This is a genomic window from Nonomuraea sp. NPDC049309 (assembly GCF_043196965.1).
GTDB lineage: Bacteria > Actinomycetota > Actinomycetes > Streptosporangiales > Streptosporangiaceae > Nonomuraea > Nonomuraea fastidiosa.
In genome coordinates this window covers 393,072-407,689 of the sequence record NZ_JBICSH010000005.1, presented here as the reverse complement: position 1 = coordinate 407,689, position 14,618 = coordinate 393,072, and the positions used below count along the sequence as shown (strand labels likewise).

At 72.0% G+C, this 14,618-nt stretch carries 14 protein-coding genes; 2 read left to right on the top strand and 12 right to left on the bottom strand.

Translation table 11 applies throughout. The features are described 5' to 3' along the window. Positions 1-49: 49 nt before the first annotated feature. From ACGFIM_RS30290 to ACGFIM_RS30240, 11 genes are all read right to left on the bottom strand, one after another. Complete coding sequence (locus ACGFIM_RS30290) at positions 50-922, bottom strand: aldehyde dehydrogenase family protein (RefSeq protein WP_393206976.1); 873 nt, start codon at positions 920-922, stop codon at positions 50-52. Next, positions 915-2,336 (bottom strand): aldehyde dehydrogenase family protein, encoded by a 1,422-nt coding sequence (locus ACGFIM_RS30285; protein WP_393207772.1) that lies wholly within the window; start codon positions 2,334-2,336, stop codon positions 915-917. The genes ACGFIM_RS30290 and ACGFIM_RS30285 overlap by 8 nt, the downstream gene beginning before the upstream one ends. Before the next feature lie 14 nt (positions 2,337-2,350). Continuing rightward, positions 2,351-3,280: a deoxyribose-phosphate aldolase gene (gene deoC, locus ACGFIM_RS30280; RefSeq protein ID WP_393206973.1), complete on the bottom strand. Its 930-nt coding sequence runs from the start codon at positions 3,278-3,280 to the stop codon at positions 2,351-2,353. After that, positions 3,264-4,247 (bottom strand): ABC transporter permease, encoded by a 984-nt coding sequence (locus tag ACGFIM_RS30275; protein WP_393206970.1) that lies wholly within the window; start codon positions 4,245-4,247, stop codon positions 3,264-3,266. Before ACGFIM_RS30275 ends, deoC begins: the two co-directional genes overlap by 17 nt. 38 nt (positions 4,248-4,285) lie before the next feature. Continuing rightward, positions 4,286-5,785: a sugar ABC transporter ATP-binding protein gene (locus ACGFIM_RS30270; protein ID WP_393206967.1), complete on the bottom strand. Its 1,500-nt coding sequence runs from the start codon at positions 5,783-5,785 to the stop codon at positions 4,286-4,288. Then, positions 5,782-6,720 carry a sugar-binding transcriptional regulator gene (locus tag ACGFIM_RS30265; protein WP_393206964.1) on the bottom strand — a complete coding sequence of 313 codons (939 nt, stop codon included), beginning with the start codon at positions 6,718-6,720 and terminating at the stop codon, positions 5,782-5,784. Before ACGFIM_RS30265 ends, ACGFIM_RS30270 begins: the two co-directional genes overlap by 4 nt. Next, a complete protein-coding gene (locus tag ACGFIM_RS30260) occupies positions 6,710-8,221 on the bottom strand; it encodes a ribulokinase (protein WP_393206961.1) in 1,512 nt (503 codons plus the stop codon). Before ACGFIM_RS30260 ends, ACGFIM_RS30265 begins: the two co-directional genes overlap by 11 nt. Before the next feature lie 2 nt (positions 8,222-8,223). Continuing rightward, complete coding sequence (locus ACGFIM_RS30255) at positions 8,224-9,279, bottom strand: galactitol-1-phosphate 5-dehydrogenase (protein ID WP_393206958.1); 1,056 nt, start codon at positions 9,277-9,279, stop codon at positions 8,224-8,226. 33 nt (positions 9,280-9,312) lie between these two features. Continuing rightward, on the bottom strand, positions 9,313-10,302 hold the full coding sequence (locus tag ACGFIM_RS30250; protein WP_393206956.1) for a substrate-binding domain-containing protein: 990 nt from the start codon (positions 10,300-10,302) through the stop codon (positions 9,313-9,315). Between the two features lie 153 nt (positions 10,303-10,455). Continuing rightward, positions 10,456-10,890: a hypothetical protein gene (locus tag ACGFIM_RS30245; protein ID WP_393206953.1), complete on the bottom strand. Its 435-nt coding sequence runs from the start codon at positions 10,888-10,890 to the stop codon at positions 10,456-10,458. An 873-nt stretch (positions 10,891-11,763) separates the two neighbouring features. Further along, a complete protein-coding gene (locus ACGFIM_RS30240; protein ID WP_393206950.1) occupies positions 11,764-12,291 on the bottom strand; it encodes a DUF6292 family protein in 528 nt (175 codons plus the stop codon). A 341-nt stretch (positions 12,292-12,632) separates the two neighbouring features. On the opposite strand from ACGFIM_RS30240, the gene ACGFIM_RS30235 reads away from it, so the two are divergent. Then, positions 12,633-13,475 carry a helix-turn-helix domain-containing protein gene (locus ACGFIM_RS30235; protein ID WP_393206947.1) on the top strand — a complete coding sequence of 281 codons (843 nt, stop codon included), beginning with the start codon at positions 12,633-12,635 and terminating at the stop codon, positions 13,473-13,475. A gap of 67 nt (positions 13,476-13,542) precedes the next feature. Next, positions 13,543-13,725, top strand: coding sequence for a DUF397 domain-containing protein (locus ACGFIM_RS30230; RefSeq protein WP_393206944.1), 183 nt, complete (start codon positions 13,543-13,545; stop codon positions 13,723-13,725). 133 nt (positions 13,726-13,858) lie between these two features. Here ACGFIM_RS30230 and ACGFIM_RS30225 read toward each other — a convergent pair whose 3' ends face one another. Continuing rightward, on the bottom strand, positions 13,859-14,611 hold the full coding sequence (locus ACGFIM_RS30225) for an SDR family NAD(P)-dependent oxidoreductase (RefSeq protein WP_393206941.1): 753 nt from the start codon (positions 14,609-14,611) through the stop codon (positions 13,859-13,861). Between the last annotated feature and the right edge of the window lie 7 nt (positions 14,612-14,618).

Sequence of the window (14,618 nt, the reverse complement as noted above, 5' to 3'; positions counted from 1 at the left end):
CGCTCGGCCTCGCCCGGGGGAAGGAGACCGGGCGAGGCCGGGTGGACGGTCAGCGGCCGATCGGGTGCCAGACCGTCTTCGTCTCCACGAAGGGCCGGATGCGCTCCAGCCCGGGATCCGCGTCCTCCCAGTCGTCCTCGGGCCGGGGCCGCAGCACCCGCTTGAGCGTGGTCGCCGCCAGCTCCTCCAGCTCGGCCGCGAGCTCGCCCGCGCCCGCGAGGTCGAGCGCGTTCACATCGGCGTGCCCGGCCAGCGGCGGGCCCAGCTCGGCGGTCCTGCCGGTGAGGATGTTGGCGACGCCGCCCGGCAGGTCGGAGGTGGCCAGCGCCTCGGCCAGCGTGATCGCCGGCAGCGGCGCCCGCTCGTCGGCGATCACCACGGCCGTGTTCCCCGCCGTGATCACGGGCGCGAGCACGGCGACGAGGCCGAGCAGCGAGGACCCGGCGGGCGCGAACACGCCCACGACGCCGGTCGGCTCCGGCTCCGACAGGTTGAAGTACGGCCCCGCCACCGGGTTCGCGCCGCCGAGCACCTGGGCGATCTTGTCGGCCCAGCCCGCGTAGTAGACCCACCGGTCGATGGCCGCCGACACCAGCGCCTGCGCGCGGTCGGCGCCCACGCCCTCGGCCGCGGCCACCTCGGCGGCGAACTGGTCGCGCCGCCCCTCCATCATCTCCGCGACCCGGTACAGGATCTGCCCGCGGTTGTAGGCGGTGCGGCCCGACCAGCCGGGGAACGCCTTGCGCGCCGCCACCACGGCGTCGCGCACGTCCTTGCGCGAGGCCAGCGCCGCGTTGGCGAGGTGGGACCCGTCCGCCGAGGTCACGGGGTAGGACCTCCCTGATTCCGAGCGCGGGAACGCGCCGCCGACATAGAGCTTGTACGTCCTGAGCACCGCGATGCGCGGCGGGATGTCAGCCAAGGTACGCCTCCAGTCCGTGCAGCCCGCCCTCGCGGCCGTATCCGGACTCCTTGTAGCCGCCGAAGGGACTGGCGGGATCGAACACGTTGAAGGTGTTGGACCACACGACACCGGCGCGCAGCCGGCTCGCGGTCCACAGCATCAGGGAGCCCTTCTCCGTCCAGACGCCGGCCGACAGCCCGTACGGCGTGTTGTTCGCCTTGGCCACGGCCTCCTCCGGCGTGCGGAACGTGAGCACCGACAGCACCGGGCCGAAGATCTCCTCCCTGGCGATCCGGTGCGCCTGCGTGACCCCCGTGAACACCGTCGGGCGGAACCAGTAGCCCCGCTCGGGCAGCGGGCAGGCGGGCGACCACGAGGTGGCGCCCTCGGCCTCGCCGGCGGCGGCCAGCTCCCGGATCCTGGCGAGCTGCGCCGCCGAGTTGATCGCCCCGATGTCGGTGTTCTTGTCCAGCGGGTCGCCGAGCCGCAGCAGCTCGATGCGGGCCCGCAGCCGCGCCAGCAGCTCCTCGGCGACGGACTCCTGCACCAGCAGCCGGGAGCCCGCGCAGCACACGTGCCCCTGGTTGAAGAAGATGCCGGACACGATGCCCTCGACGGCCTGGTCGATGGCCGCGTCGTCGTAGACGATGTTGGCGCCCTTGCCGCCCAGCTCCAGCGTGAGCCGCTTGCGGGTGCCCGCGACGGCGCGGGCGATCTGCCGCCCCACCTCGGTCGAGCCGGTGAAGGCCACCTTGTCGCCGCCCGGGTGGGCGACCACGGCCGCGCCGGTGTCGCCGGCGCCGGTCACGATGTTCACCACGCCGGGCGGCAGCCCCGCCTCCTGGCAGATCTCGGCGAAGACCAGCGCGGTCAGCGGCGTGGTCTCGGCCGGCTTGAGCACCACCGTGTTGCCGGTGGCCAGCGCGGGCGCGACCTTCCACGCCAGCATGAGCAGCGGGAAGTTCCACGGGATGACCTGCGCGGCCACGCCCAGCGGCCGGGTGCCGAACCCGGCGTGCCGCAGCTTGTCGGCCCAGCCCGCGTAATAGAAGAAGTGCTGCGCGACGAGCGGCAGGTCGATGTCGCGCGTCTCCTTGATGGGCTTGCCGTTGTCCAGCGACTCCAGCACGGCCAGCTCGCGGGAGCGCTCCTGGATGATCCGCGCGATCCTGAACAGGTACTTCCCGCGTTCGGCCGGCGGCATCGGCCCCCACACGCGCTCGAACGCGCGCCGCGCGGCGGCGAAGGCCCGGTCCACGTCGGCCTCGCCGGCCACGGCCACCTCCGACAGCGGCTCCTCGTCGGCCGGGTTGACGGTGACGATGCGCTCGTCGCTCTTGGCGGGGACGAAGTCGCCGTCGATGAACAGGTCGTACGACGGCCGGATGGACACGATGGAACGTGACTCCGGCGCGGGCGCGTACTCGAAGATCTCCACGCCTCTCCCTAGTCGATGGTGTAGTAGTCGGGCCCGGAGTAATGTCCGGTGTCGAGCTTGGTCCGCTGCATGAGCAGGTCGTTCAGCAGCGATGACGCGCCCAGCCTGAACCACGCGGGGTCCAGCCAGTCGGCGCCGGCGATCTCCTTGACCAGCACGAGGTAGCGGATGGCGTCCTTGGTGGTGCGGATCCCGCCGGCCGGCTTCACGCCGGCCTGCCGCCCGGTGGCGGCCCGGTAGTCGCGTACGGCCTCCAGCATCACCAGCGTGACCGGCAGCGTCGCGGCGGGGGAGACCTTGCCCGTCGAGGTCTTGATGAAGTCGGCGCCCGCGTGCAGCGCGAGCCAGGACGCGCGGCGCACGTTGTCGTAGGTGGCCAGCTCGCCGGTCTCCAGGATGACCTTCAGGTGCGCGTCGCCGCACTGCTCCTTGACCGCGACGATCTCGTCGAACACCTTGCGGTAGTCACCGGCGAGGAACGCGCCCCGGTCGATCACCATGTCGATCTCCGTGGCGCCCGCCGCGACCGCGGCCGCCGTGTCGGCCAGCTTGACCTCCAGAGACGTACGCCCCGAGGGGAAGCCGGTGGCCACCGAGGCCAGCCCGACCCCGGTGCCGGCCAGCGCCTCCGCGGCCGTGGCGACCATGTCGGGGTAGACGCACAAAGCGGCCACGGACGGCGCGGTGGGGTCGGCCGGGTCCGGGTGCACGGCCTTGGCGGCCAGCGCCCGAACCTTGCCGGGCGTGTCCGCCCCTTCGAGCGTGGTCAGGTCGACCATGCGGATGGCCAGGTCGATGGCCTTCCGCTTGGCCGTCGTCTTGATCGACCTGGTGGCCAGGCCGGCGGCCCGCCGCTGCACGCCGACCTCGTCGACGCCGGGCAGGCCGTGCAGATAGGCACGCAAGGAACCGGGGATGGTGTCAGGCACGAGCGCCACGCCTCTCGATGAGCATGTTGAGTACGAGGGCGACCAGCAGGATGAGGCCGGTCACCACCATCTGGAAGAAGGAGCCGAGGCCGAGCAGGTTGCACAGGTTGCGCAGCACCGACAGCAGCAGCACCGCCACGAACGTGCCGAACACCCCGCCCCGGCCGCCGAACAGGTTGGTGCCGCCGAGCACGACGGCCGCGATCGCGTCCAGCTCCAGGCCGTTGAACGCGGTGGGCTGCCCCACGGTCAGCCGGGAGGTGAGCAGCACCCCGGCCAGCGCGGCCAGCGCGCCCGACACGGCGAACACGGTCGTGATCACCCCGCGCACCGGCAGGCCGGACAGCCGGGCGGCCTCCTTGTTGCTGCCGACGGCGTAGACGTACTCGCCGAACGTGGTGCCGCGCAGCACCAGCGCCGCCAGCACCGTGATCGCCACGAAGATGATCCCGACGATCGGCACGTATCCGATGAACCCGCCGCCGAGGAGCTGGAACGCCTCCGAGCCGCCCGCCTCGGCGGGCTTGCCGTCGGTCAGCAGGTACGTCAGGCCGCGGATCGCGGTCAGCCCCGCCAGCGTGGTCATGAACGACGGCAACGACAGATACGCCGACATGCCGCCCATGAACGCGCCGAACACCGCGCCGGCCGCCACGCTGATGAGGATCGCCGGCAGCACCGGAACCCCCGACCCCAGCAGCAGCGCGATCGTCATGCCGCCGAACGCGGCCACGCTGCCCACCGACAGGTCGATGCCGGCGGTCAGCACGACCATCGTCATGCCGATGGCCACGATCCCGGTCAGCGACGACTGCTGGAGCAGGTTCGCGATGTTGCGGCCGGTCAGGAACTGCGGCGCGAGCAGCGAGGCGACCACGCACAGCCCGAGGAAGACCAGCAGCAGGTTGGACTTGACGATGAGGTCGGCGCCGCGGCGCCGGCGGGTCATGCCTTCCTGGGGGAGGGCTGTGGTCACGGTCGGTCCCGGCGTACCCGTGGATCCGAGGGAAGCTGTCATGGTGCGGCTCCTGTGATGACGGTGTGCGCGATGACGTTCTCGGGGCTGACCCGGGGGTCGAACTGCGCGACGTTGCGGCCCTCGTACAGGACCTGGATCCGGTCGGCGTTGGCGGTCAGCTCGTTGAGCTCGCTGCTCGCGAGCAGCACGGCCACGCCCTGGTCGGCCAGGTGGCGCACCTGGCGGTAGAGGTCGGCCTTGGCGCCGACGTCCAGGCCGCGCGTGGGCTCGTCCAGCAGCAGGACCTTGATCCCGCCCCGGGTGATCCACTTGGCCAGCACGACCTTCTGCTGGTTGCCGCCGGAGAGCTGGCCGACGGGCTGGTTCGGGCCCGACGCCTTGACGCCGAGGTCGGCGAGCGCCGGTTTGGTCAGGCGCTGCCCGAGCTTTCCGGGCAGCAGCCACGGCGGGCGGCCGAGCGCGCTGATCGCCGCGTTGCGGCTGACCGACAGGCCCAGCATCAGGCCCTGTTCCTTGCGGCTCTCCGGCACGAGCGCGAGGCCCGCGCGTACGGCGGCGGCCGGGCTCGCGACCTTGAGCGGCCGGCCGTCGAGCCGGGCCGTCATCTGGGCCTTGAGGTCGCCGAACAGGGCGCGCAGCAGCGTCGTACGTCCCGCGCCGCCGAGCCCGGCCAGCCCGACGACCTCGCCGGGCCGCACGTCGAGGCCGCGCACGTCCAGCAGGCCAGGCACGTGCACCCGCTCGATGCTCAGCAGCGGCTCGCCGGTCGGGGCGGGCCGGCCTGTCGCGCCCACCAGCTCGCTGCCCGCCTCGCCGATCATGGCGGCGACCAGCTCGTCAGGGCCGGTGGACGACAGGTCGTAGACGCCGACCGCGCGGCCGTCGCGCAGTACCGTGGCCCGGTCGCCGATCTCCATGACCTCGTCCATGCGGTGCGAGATGAAGATCACCGAACGGCCCTCGGCGGTGAGCGACCTGATGACGTCGAAGACCGCCTGCAGCTCGGCCTCGCCGAGCGTCGCGGACGGCTCGTCCATGACGATCACCCGGGCGTCGGCCGTGAGCGCCTTGGCGATGGCGGTGAGCTGCTGCGCCGCGATCGGCAGGTCGCCGACCTTGGCGGTCACCGGGAAGGACGCGCCCACCCGGTCCAGCGCCTCGCGGGCGAGCTTCGCCCGCTGCGCCCTGCGGACGAACGGGCCCAGCCTGGGCGCCCTGCCGAGCAGCAGGTTCTGCGCCACGGTCAGGTCGGGCAGCAGGTCCAGCTCCTGGTAGATGACCGCGATGCCGGCCGCGAGCCCGGCGTGCGGAGTGGCCGGCGCGTACGGCTCGCCGTCCAGCAGGATCGTGCCCTCGTCCGGCCGGTACGAGCCCGCCAGGATCTTCATCAGCGTGCTCTTGCCCGCGCCGTTCTCGCCGAGCAGGCAGTGCACCTCGCCGGGCCGCACGCTGAGCTCGACCCCGTCGAGCGCGACGGTGCCGGGGAAGCGCTTGACGATCCCCGACATGCGCAGGCGTTCGGGAGTCTGGCTCATGCCGCCTCCAGCAGGTGTCTGGCGTTGTGGTCGTCGGTGATCAGCACGTCGCACAGGCCGCTGGTCACCACCGCCCGGCACACCGCGCGCTTGGCCGTGCCGCTGACCAGCGCGACCGAGGTGGTGGACGAGCGCAGGAGGTCGAGCGAGAGCCCGAGGGTGCGGGCGTCGAGGTCGGGGTCGACGATCCGTCCCTCCGCGTCGATGAAACGGCCGAGCACGTCGCCGACCGCGCCCGCGGCGGCCAGCCTGGCCAGGTCGCTCGCGTCGATCTGCCCGGAGTCGACCAGCACCGAGTCGCTGCCCATCGCGCCGGGGCTGAACAGGAACAGGTCCGCCTTGGTCGCCAGGGTCAGCACGTCGGCCACGGCGCGGTCGCTCTCCAGCACCTGGCGGGTGCTGCGCTGCTCCAGGATCGCCGGGGCGGCGAGCAGCGTCGCGGTGCCGCCGCCGTGGTGGGCGATCATGCTGGCCATGCTGTGGGCGCTGGTGGGCTGGCGCGAACGGCTCAGCGCGCCGTTGATCTGCACCACGTGCACGCCCGTCGCCCAGCCGGGGACGAGGTTGCCGGCCAGCCGGTCGAGCGTGCGCCCCCACGACACCCCGATCAGCCGGGGCGCCGGGCGCATCTCCATGAGGTGGTCGGCGCCCGCCGCGGCCACCCGGTCGCGGGCCTGCTCGGCGTCGTCGCCGCCGACCGACACCACGACGGCGTCGCGCAGCCCGAACCGCTCCTTGACCGCCTGCTCCAGCGTGCGCACCCGCGAGCGCGGATGCAGCACCTCGATGCGGACGATGCCGACCTCGCGCGCCTCGGCCAGCATCCTGCCGACCTTCCAGCGGGTCAGGTGCAGCGCGTTCGCGATCTGCTCCTGCGTCTCGCCCGCCTCGTAGTACCGGACGGCCACCTGGTAGAGCTGGTCGTCATCGGTCATCGCGGCCTCCTCCGCTCAGCCGGTGGGAGATGCCGGTCGTCGCGGCCGTGGCCGCCAGATAGTCGGCGTAGCCCGCCTCGTACGCCTGGGCGTGCGAAGCGACCGGCTCGACCGTGCGCACCTTCGGGGCGTACTCGGCCGCCGCCTCCTCCAGCGAGGCGTGCCGTCCCGAGCCGGCCGCGGCCAGCACCGAGCAGGCCCGCAGCGTCAGGTTGTCGCCCGTGACCAGGTGGACGGGGCGGCCGAGCACGTCGGCGGTGGTCTGCAGCCACAGCTCGTTGTGCTGGATGCCGCCGGACAGGAAGATCTCCGACACCGGGACGCCGCCCTCGGTGAAGGAGTCGATGACCTGCCGGGTGCCGTAGGCGACGCCCTCGACCGCCGCCCGGTAGACCTGCTCGGGCGTGCTGGCCAGGGTCAGGCCCAGCACCGCGCCGCGCAGGTGCGGGTCGCGCAGCGGGGTGCGGTTGCCCATGAAGTAGTCGAGCACGATCAGGCCGTGCTCGACCGGCGGCACCTGCGCCGCCGCCGCGATCAGGCCGCCGATCTCCGCGCGCGGCCGGCCGATGAGCCGCTCGCCCGCCCACGACAGCACCGAGCCCGCGCTCACCTGACCGCCCTCCACGAGCCACCGCCCCGTGCGCAGCGCGTCCGGGTACGGCCCCCACACCGTGGGCGGGAACACCGGCTCGGCGATCTCCGTGACGAACGCGTTGGACGTGCCGCACACGATCGACACGTGGCCCTCGTGCGCGCCGCCGATGGCCAGCAGCGACAGGTGCGCGTCGATGCCGCCGCAGACCACCGTGGGAGCGCCGGTGACGCCCAGCTCCTCGCAGGCTCCGGCGGCCATGGGACCGATCGGGTCGCCGACGGGCACGATCTCGTCCGGCAGCTTGTCCGCCAGGTCGGGCACGCCGAGCCGCTCGTACAGGTCGCGGGGGAAGCCCGCGCCGCGCGGGTCGTAATTGCTCTTGCAGACGGCGTTCATGCGCGAGCCGGCCCAGCGGCCGGTGAGCCGCCACACCATGTAGTCGACCGCCTCGACGATGCGCGCCGCCGCGCGGTACGTCTCCGGCTCGTGCCGGGCCAGCCACATCGCCTTGGGCACCAGCCACTCCACGGCGTCGCAGCCGCCCGCGTACCGCAGGACCGGATGGCCGGTGCGCGCGGTCAGCTCCGACTCCTCGCCGGCGCGGCCGTCCATCCACAGCAGGGCCGGCCGCAGCGGCCGGCCCCGCTCGTCGAGCACCGCCACCGTCGAGGCCGTGGTCGCCACCGCGACCGCCTCGATCGCCGGGCCGCCCGCCGCGGCGAGCGCCTCCCGCGCGGCCGACACGCTCGCCCGCCACCAGTCGTCCGGATCCTGCTCGGCCCAGCCGGGCCGGGGGAAGCGGGTCGGATACGCCGCGGCGCCCGACCCCAGCAGCGACCCCTGCTCGCCGTAGACCGCCGCGCGGGCGCCTTCGGTCCCCAGGTCGAGGGCGAGGAAGGCAGCCATGTTCACTCCTCGTTCGGCAGGAAGAGAACCTTCGAACTGAAGATCGACCGCTCGCCGAGCGCGGTCATGGTCTGCGGTAGCGCGTCCAGGCCGAGCTCGTGCGTGATCATGAACTTCCACTTCAGCTCGCCCGAGGACAGCGCGCGCGCCGCCGTCCGCCACTCGTCGCCGGGGAACGGCGCCGAGAAGGAGTTCCACGCGCCGTGCAGGGTCACCTCGCGGCGCAGGAACGCGCTGAACGTCGACTCCGGCAGCACCACCGGGTCGTGCGGGATGCCGATGAACACCGCCTCGCCGTGCCGGCCCGCCAGCGCCACCGCCTGGTCGATCGTCGCCGGCACGCCCGCCGACTCGATGACGACGTCGTAGCCCTCGCCGGCCACGTCGGCCGCCTCCTGGGCGCTGGTCGCCGTGTGCGTGGCACCGGCCTCGGCCGCCATCGCGGCCTTCTGCTCGTTCAGCTCGATCACCAGCACCTCGGAGGCGCCGGCGATCCTCGCCCACTGCACCGCGAACAGCCCGATCGGGCCCGCGCCGACCACCGCCACCCGGCGGCCGCCGCGCATGTTCGTCCGCCACAGGGCGTGCAGCGCGATGGCCGCCGGGTCCATCATGGCCGCCGCCCTCGGGTCCAGGTCCGCGGGCAGCACCATGAGGTTGCCCGCGGGGACCGTCACGTACTGGGCGTACGCGCCGTCGCGGCGGCTGCCGAAGTAGCCGTACCGCTTGCACAGGCTGAAGTGGCCCTGGCTGCACGGGGCGCAGGCGCGGCACGGGATCAGCGGCGGAACGGTGACCAGGTCGCCCTCGCGGACGGTGCCCTCGGCGGCCAGGTTCGCGCCCAGCCGCACGACGTGGCCGGAGAACTCGTGCCCGCAGATGATCGGGAAATGGTAGGCGATTCCCGGTTGCAGCATGCGGGCGATGTCCGACCCGCACACCCCGCAGGCCGCCACGCGTACGAGCGCCTCGTCAGGCCCCGGCTCGGGCACGGGCACCTGCTCGACCCTGATGTCCCCGGGCGCATGGAGCACCGCCGCCTGCATGGTTTCCGCCATCGTTGTGCCTTTCCTGCTTCGTGATTGCCTGGGCTACTGCGCGGTCGCCTGGGCGAACTCGGTCTCGCCGATGTACTGGTCCGCGTTGTCCTTGTCGATCAGCGCGGTGCCGGCGTCGATGTTCGCCTCGACCTGCTCGCCCTTCTTGACCTTGAGCACCGTCTCGACGGCCTTGGCCCCGAGGGAGATCGGGTCGTTGAGCGCGGTGGCCACGTACTGGCCGTTCGGGATCTGCTTGACCGCCTCCATGAGGCCGTCAACGCCCGCGACCAGGACCTTGTCCTTGCCGTTCTCCTTGAGGACCTGCAGCGCGCCGAGCGCCATGTCGTCGTTGTGCGCGTACACGGCGGCGACGTCGGGGTGCACCTGGAGCAGGTCCTGCATCGCGGTGACCGCCTTGGAGCGCACGTAGTCCGAGTAGGGGCCCTCGATGATCTTGATGTTCGGGTTGCTCTTCACGGCCTCGTGGAACCCGGCGCTGCGGTCGCGCGCCACCGCGCCGCCCGCGTCGCCGCGGATCTCGATGACCTTGCCGCCCTTGGCGCCGAGCGCCTCGCTGAGCCGCTTGCCGACGAGCTCGCCCATCGCCTTGTTGTCCCGCCCGACCTGGGCGACCGCGCCCTCGGGCACCGGGCGGTCCACCGTCACGACCGGCACGCCTGCCGCCTTGGCCGCGGCGATGCCCGGCTGCACGCCCTGGGGATCGACCGGGTTGACGAGCAGGACGTCCACCTGGCGGGTGATCAGGTCCTGGATGTCGTTGTTCTGCTTGGTGACGTCGCCGCCCGCGTCGGCGAAGTACAGCGAGGCGCCCGCCTGCTTGGCGGCGGCCTCCGCGCCCTCGCGGAGCTGGACGTAGAACGGCGACTGCTGGGTCGCCTGGCTGAAGCCGATGGCGACGGGGCCGTCGGAGTTCCCGCCGGCCGCGTCCGTGGAACCGCCCGGCGACGTGGACACCGAACAGGCGGTCAGAGCGGTGATCAGGAGGAGTGAGGGGATTGTGAGCAGCCGAAATCTACTCATTGGGGCCTCCGTATGTGATGTAGGTAACGCACCGTAAGTCGGGAATTAACCTCGTTGCAACACTTGAGCCGAAATTTGCTCATATGAGCAGACTCGGGGTCCCTGTCCCGCTCGTACGTTGCCCGTCACAGGAGTTTCCGCAGCTCACAGGGGTTACAGCGGCCCTGCGACGCTTCTGCGCCCCGCGTCCGTGCCGGACTCCCCGTCCCGCCAGGGAGCGATGCCCGATTCCTCGCACCTGCCGGGGACCGATGCCGGATCCCGCACCCGCATGAACTGGCCCGGCCCGCACACACCGCCCCGCGCCGCTATCGCGTCGGCCCGCGCCGCTATCGCGTCGGCCCGCGCCGCTATCGCGTCGGCCCGCGCCGCTATCGCGTCGGCCCGCGCCGCTATCGCGTCGGCCCGCGCCGGCGTCTTCGCCGCCCATCTCCCCGTCGTCACCGCCGCCGTCAGCCTGCCCGCGATCCAGCGGGCCCTGCACGCCTCCACCCCGCAGCCGTCGTGGATGCAGGACGCGTGTGTGCTGCCGGTGGCCGCGCTGAGCCGCACCGCGGGGATCGCCCCCGATGCGCCCGGGCGCAACATGGCCTACCAGGCGGGCCCGCCTGGTGCGCCGGGGCCGCGCTGGTCGCGCTGCGCGCCCCGTCGATCCCCCTCGTCCAGCCCGACCAGGGGGATCGACCCGTGCGGGCGCCGCCGCGCTGCTGCCGTGACGCTCGCGCTCATCGACCACGCTGCGCCGATCCCGCTTCGCGCGGCAAGCGTCGCCGCCCGGCTGCTGCCCGAACTGCGCGCCTCGGCAGCAACTGCGCGGCCCGGCAGCGGCCGTCGCCTCGACCGGCCCCGCCAGATCACCGCCGCCATGACGATCCCCGCGCTCGTCTACGGCGTCATCGGGCAACGCGCACCCCTACGGCACTCCGCGCACCATGGCCGCCCTGGGCGTCGCCGTGCTCGGCGGCACGTCGTTGGCGTCGGTGCCGTGGCGGCCGCCTTGCTCGGGCTCGGTCCCGGCACGACCTTCCGCAGCCTGGCAGGCACCGCCGTGGGCTCCGTACCGTCCCGGCCGGCCGGCATGGCGGCGCCCTTCCGTCAGGTCGGCGGCGCGCTAGGACCGGCCTCGCGCGACGCGCTGCTCACCGTCCGCGCCCTCGATGCGATCCACGGCCATCTCGCCGCCGCGGGGCTCGACGGCCCGCGCGTCCAGCAGGGATGCACGCCGCCGACGCGGACGGGCTCGGCGCGGTCGCCGGGCTCGACCTCGGCGCCGCCGCCGGCCCGCCCTGGCCGCCGAGTCGGGCGTGTTCTTCGACGGCATGCGGCAGGCTCCGCCCCACCGTCTCGGCGATCCTCCTGTGATCGCCGCCGCCGTAGTGCTGCTGCGCCGCCCCCGCCGCACCCGGGGGCCGCCCGCCGCTCCGTCGGCGGAAGACGTACCGGCCGGCTGACCCTTCGCGGTCAGGCGCCCGCGGGCGGCTGCCCGGCCTGGCCCGCGTACGGCACGTCCGGCGGCAGATGTGCCCGCAGCCGGTCGTCGAAGCCGTCGTCCACGTCCCGGTACGACCGGTACGCCGGCGGGTAGCGCCACCCCCAGGGCTGCTCCCGGTGATGACCCCACCACCAGCGGCGCGGCTGCCGCAGCCGCTCCATCATTGCCAGCACCGTGTCCCCCACCTCGGCGGGGTCGGGCAGCACGTCACCGCCGAAGTACCGCTGCCGTCTCAGCAGCGTCGGACAGCGCACGTCCCCCTGCACGAAGCTGCCGAACCGCCACCCGCTCTCCTCGTCCCAGGCCAGCCCCAGGACGCAGTCGTCGACGAGCTCGCGGTCCTCGATGAGAATCGACGCCGAACGTGGCAGGAACTCCGCGATCCAGTGGTCGCTCGGCTGAATGGCCCTGCGGACGAGGGCGAGGTAGACATCGTGCAGGTAGCCGACGTGCAGCTCCTGCCACTCCACATGCCAGACGCCCCGCGGTGTCACCACATCGGTGCCCGTGGGGCGCCGCCCCCACGCGGTAAGCCGGCCATGCTGCATACCGCCCTTGACCCGTACGTGAGAACCAGGGCCATGCAGGGCTCCCCTCTGCCTAGCGGAACCAGGGATGCCGAGCTGCCGACGTGCGGGCCTGTGAAGCAGTTCCCCGTCGTCGGCCAATTCGTTTGTCATTGCACCCCTCCCGCTTACTATGGTGGAGTGCAGTAAGTCTGCATGCAATCTTGCACGCAGTCTTACTTCTGTGGCTCAATGGCTGGAGTGATCAAGGCGCAATCCGGGAATTAGCCACTTTTAGGACATACATGGCCAATCGCACTACTCCGCCCACTGTGCAGCGTCGCATTCTGGCGCGGGAGCTGCGACATTTGCGTGAGCGCAAGTGTCTCACCGGCGACGACATCAAAGAGCGCCTCGGCTGGTCGCCGTCGAAGGTGTCGAGAATCGAGAACGCCCGGATCAGCGTCTCGCAAAAGGACATCGAGCGGCTTCTCGAGGTGTACGAGGCGACCGACAGCCAGCGCGAACGCCTCCTCGCGCTGGCCGGCAAAACCCAGACCCCGCAGTCGTGGCGCGCCTATCCGGCACCGACCCAGGAGTACCTGTCCTTCCTCGACGTCGAGAGGGTCGCCGACTGGATCCGGCAGTGGGAGGTGGGCGTGGTGCCGGGCGTTCTCCAGACGGAGGCGTATGCACGGCATCTGATCCAGAGCTGGCGGACGATCGACAACACGCTGACGCTCAGCGAGATCGAGGATCGCTTGGCCATTCGGATGGGCCGTCAGAAGCGCTTTCTACCCCCTGAATCCGCACAAATCTGGATAATCCTGGACGAAGCAGTACTAATGCGGACAGTGGGTGGGCCCGATGTGATGGCCGAGCAGCTACGGCATCTGCTGGACCTCTCCCTGCTGCCGAACATGACGCTTCAGGTCGTGCCGCTTGACCGCCCCCGGGAGGTGCTGGAGGAATCCTTCACGCTGCTCAACTTGGACCGGAGCAATCCTCTCGAGCAGAGTGTGGTGTACATCGACCGAAACGTCACCGATCAGTTTCTCTTGGACGAGCAGCGGTCGCGCTATTTCGAGAAAATGTTCGATTATTTTCTCAGTTGTGCTCTTGACGAGGAGGCGACCCGAGGCCTTATTCGTGATCAGATGGCGAGGATCGAGTGAGTCATGAGATGGCGAGGATCGGGTGTGTCGGGTGAGTCGCAAGGGGCGCCAGTATAATATCGCCCGCATGCTAAATGAGTGGACGCGTTCCAGCTTCTGCGGGCACAACGGTAATTGCGTTGAAGTTCGTCTGCTGGATGATGATATGGTCGCCATCCGCGACAGCAAGAACCCTGGTCAGCAGCCCCTCGTGCTCACGGCCTCTGTGTATCGCCAGTTCATCGAGAGGGTGAAGCGCGGCGGCGCCTGACGCCCGCTCGCAGCAATCTAGGCCACTTTGTCCGTTTATGCAGCCGGCTCCAAGAAGGGGCCGGCTGCTTGATGTCATGGCCGGGTTCTGTGGCCGCCCCTGGCCGGGAAGCAGCGGCCGGGCATCGCAGGACTCAGGTGAGGGCGAGGCCGCCGTCCACCGCGATGATCTGGCCGGTGATCCAGGTGGCGTGCGGGGTGGCGAGGTGGACGATCCAGGCGGCCACCTCTTCGGGGGTGCCGCGGCGGCCGAGGGGGATGCGTTCGGCCTCGTCCTTCTTGATCTGCTCGACGACCTCGGCGGGCAGGCCGGCGGCGCTCAGCGCCTCGCTCTCCGTGGGGCCGGGGGCGACGGCGTTCACGCGGATGCCGTCGGCGGCCAGCTCCAGGGCCCAGCTGCGGGTGAGCTGCTCGATGGCGGCTTTCGAGGCGGCGTAGTGGGCGGCGCCCGGCAGGGGGCGGTGGCCGTACGTGCTGGAGACGTTGACGATCGTGCCCCGGGTGTCGCGCAGGTGCGGCAGCGCGGCGGAGGCGAGCAGGCTGGGCGCGGTGACGTTCAGCGCGAGCAGGGCGGTGACGCGGTCCGCGTCGGTGTCGGCCAGCGGCATGAGCGCCGTGCCTCCGGCGTTGTTGACCAGCACGTCGAGGCGGCCCCAGCGGTCGATCGACGCATCCACCACGGCCTGCGGCGCGCCGGCGGCGGTGATGTCGGCGGGCAGGACGGCGATGCGGGGATGCCGGGCGGCGGTCTCCTCCAGGGGGCCGGGGCGGCGGCCGACGGCGAGCACGTGCGCGCCCGCCTCGGCCAGGGCGATCGCGGTCGCCCGGCCGATGCCGGAGCCTGCGCCGGTGACGATCGCCGCCTGACCGTCGAGATCACTGGTCATGCGTTCG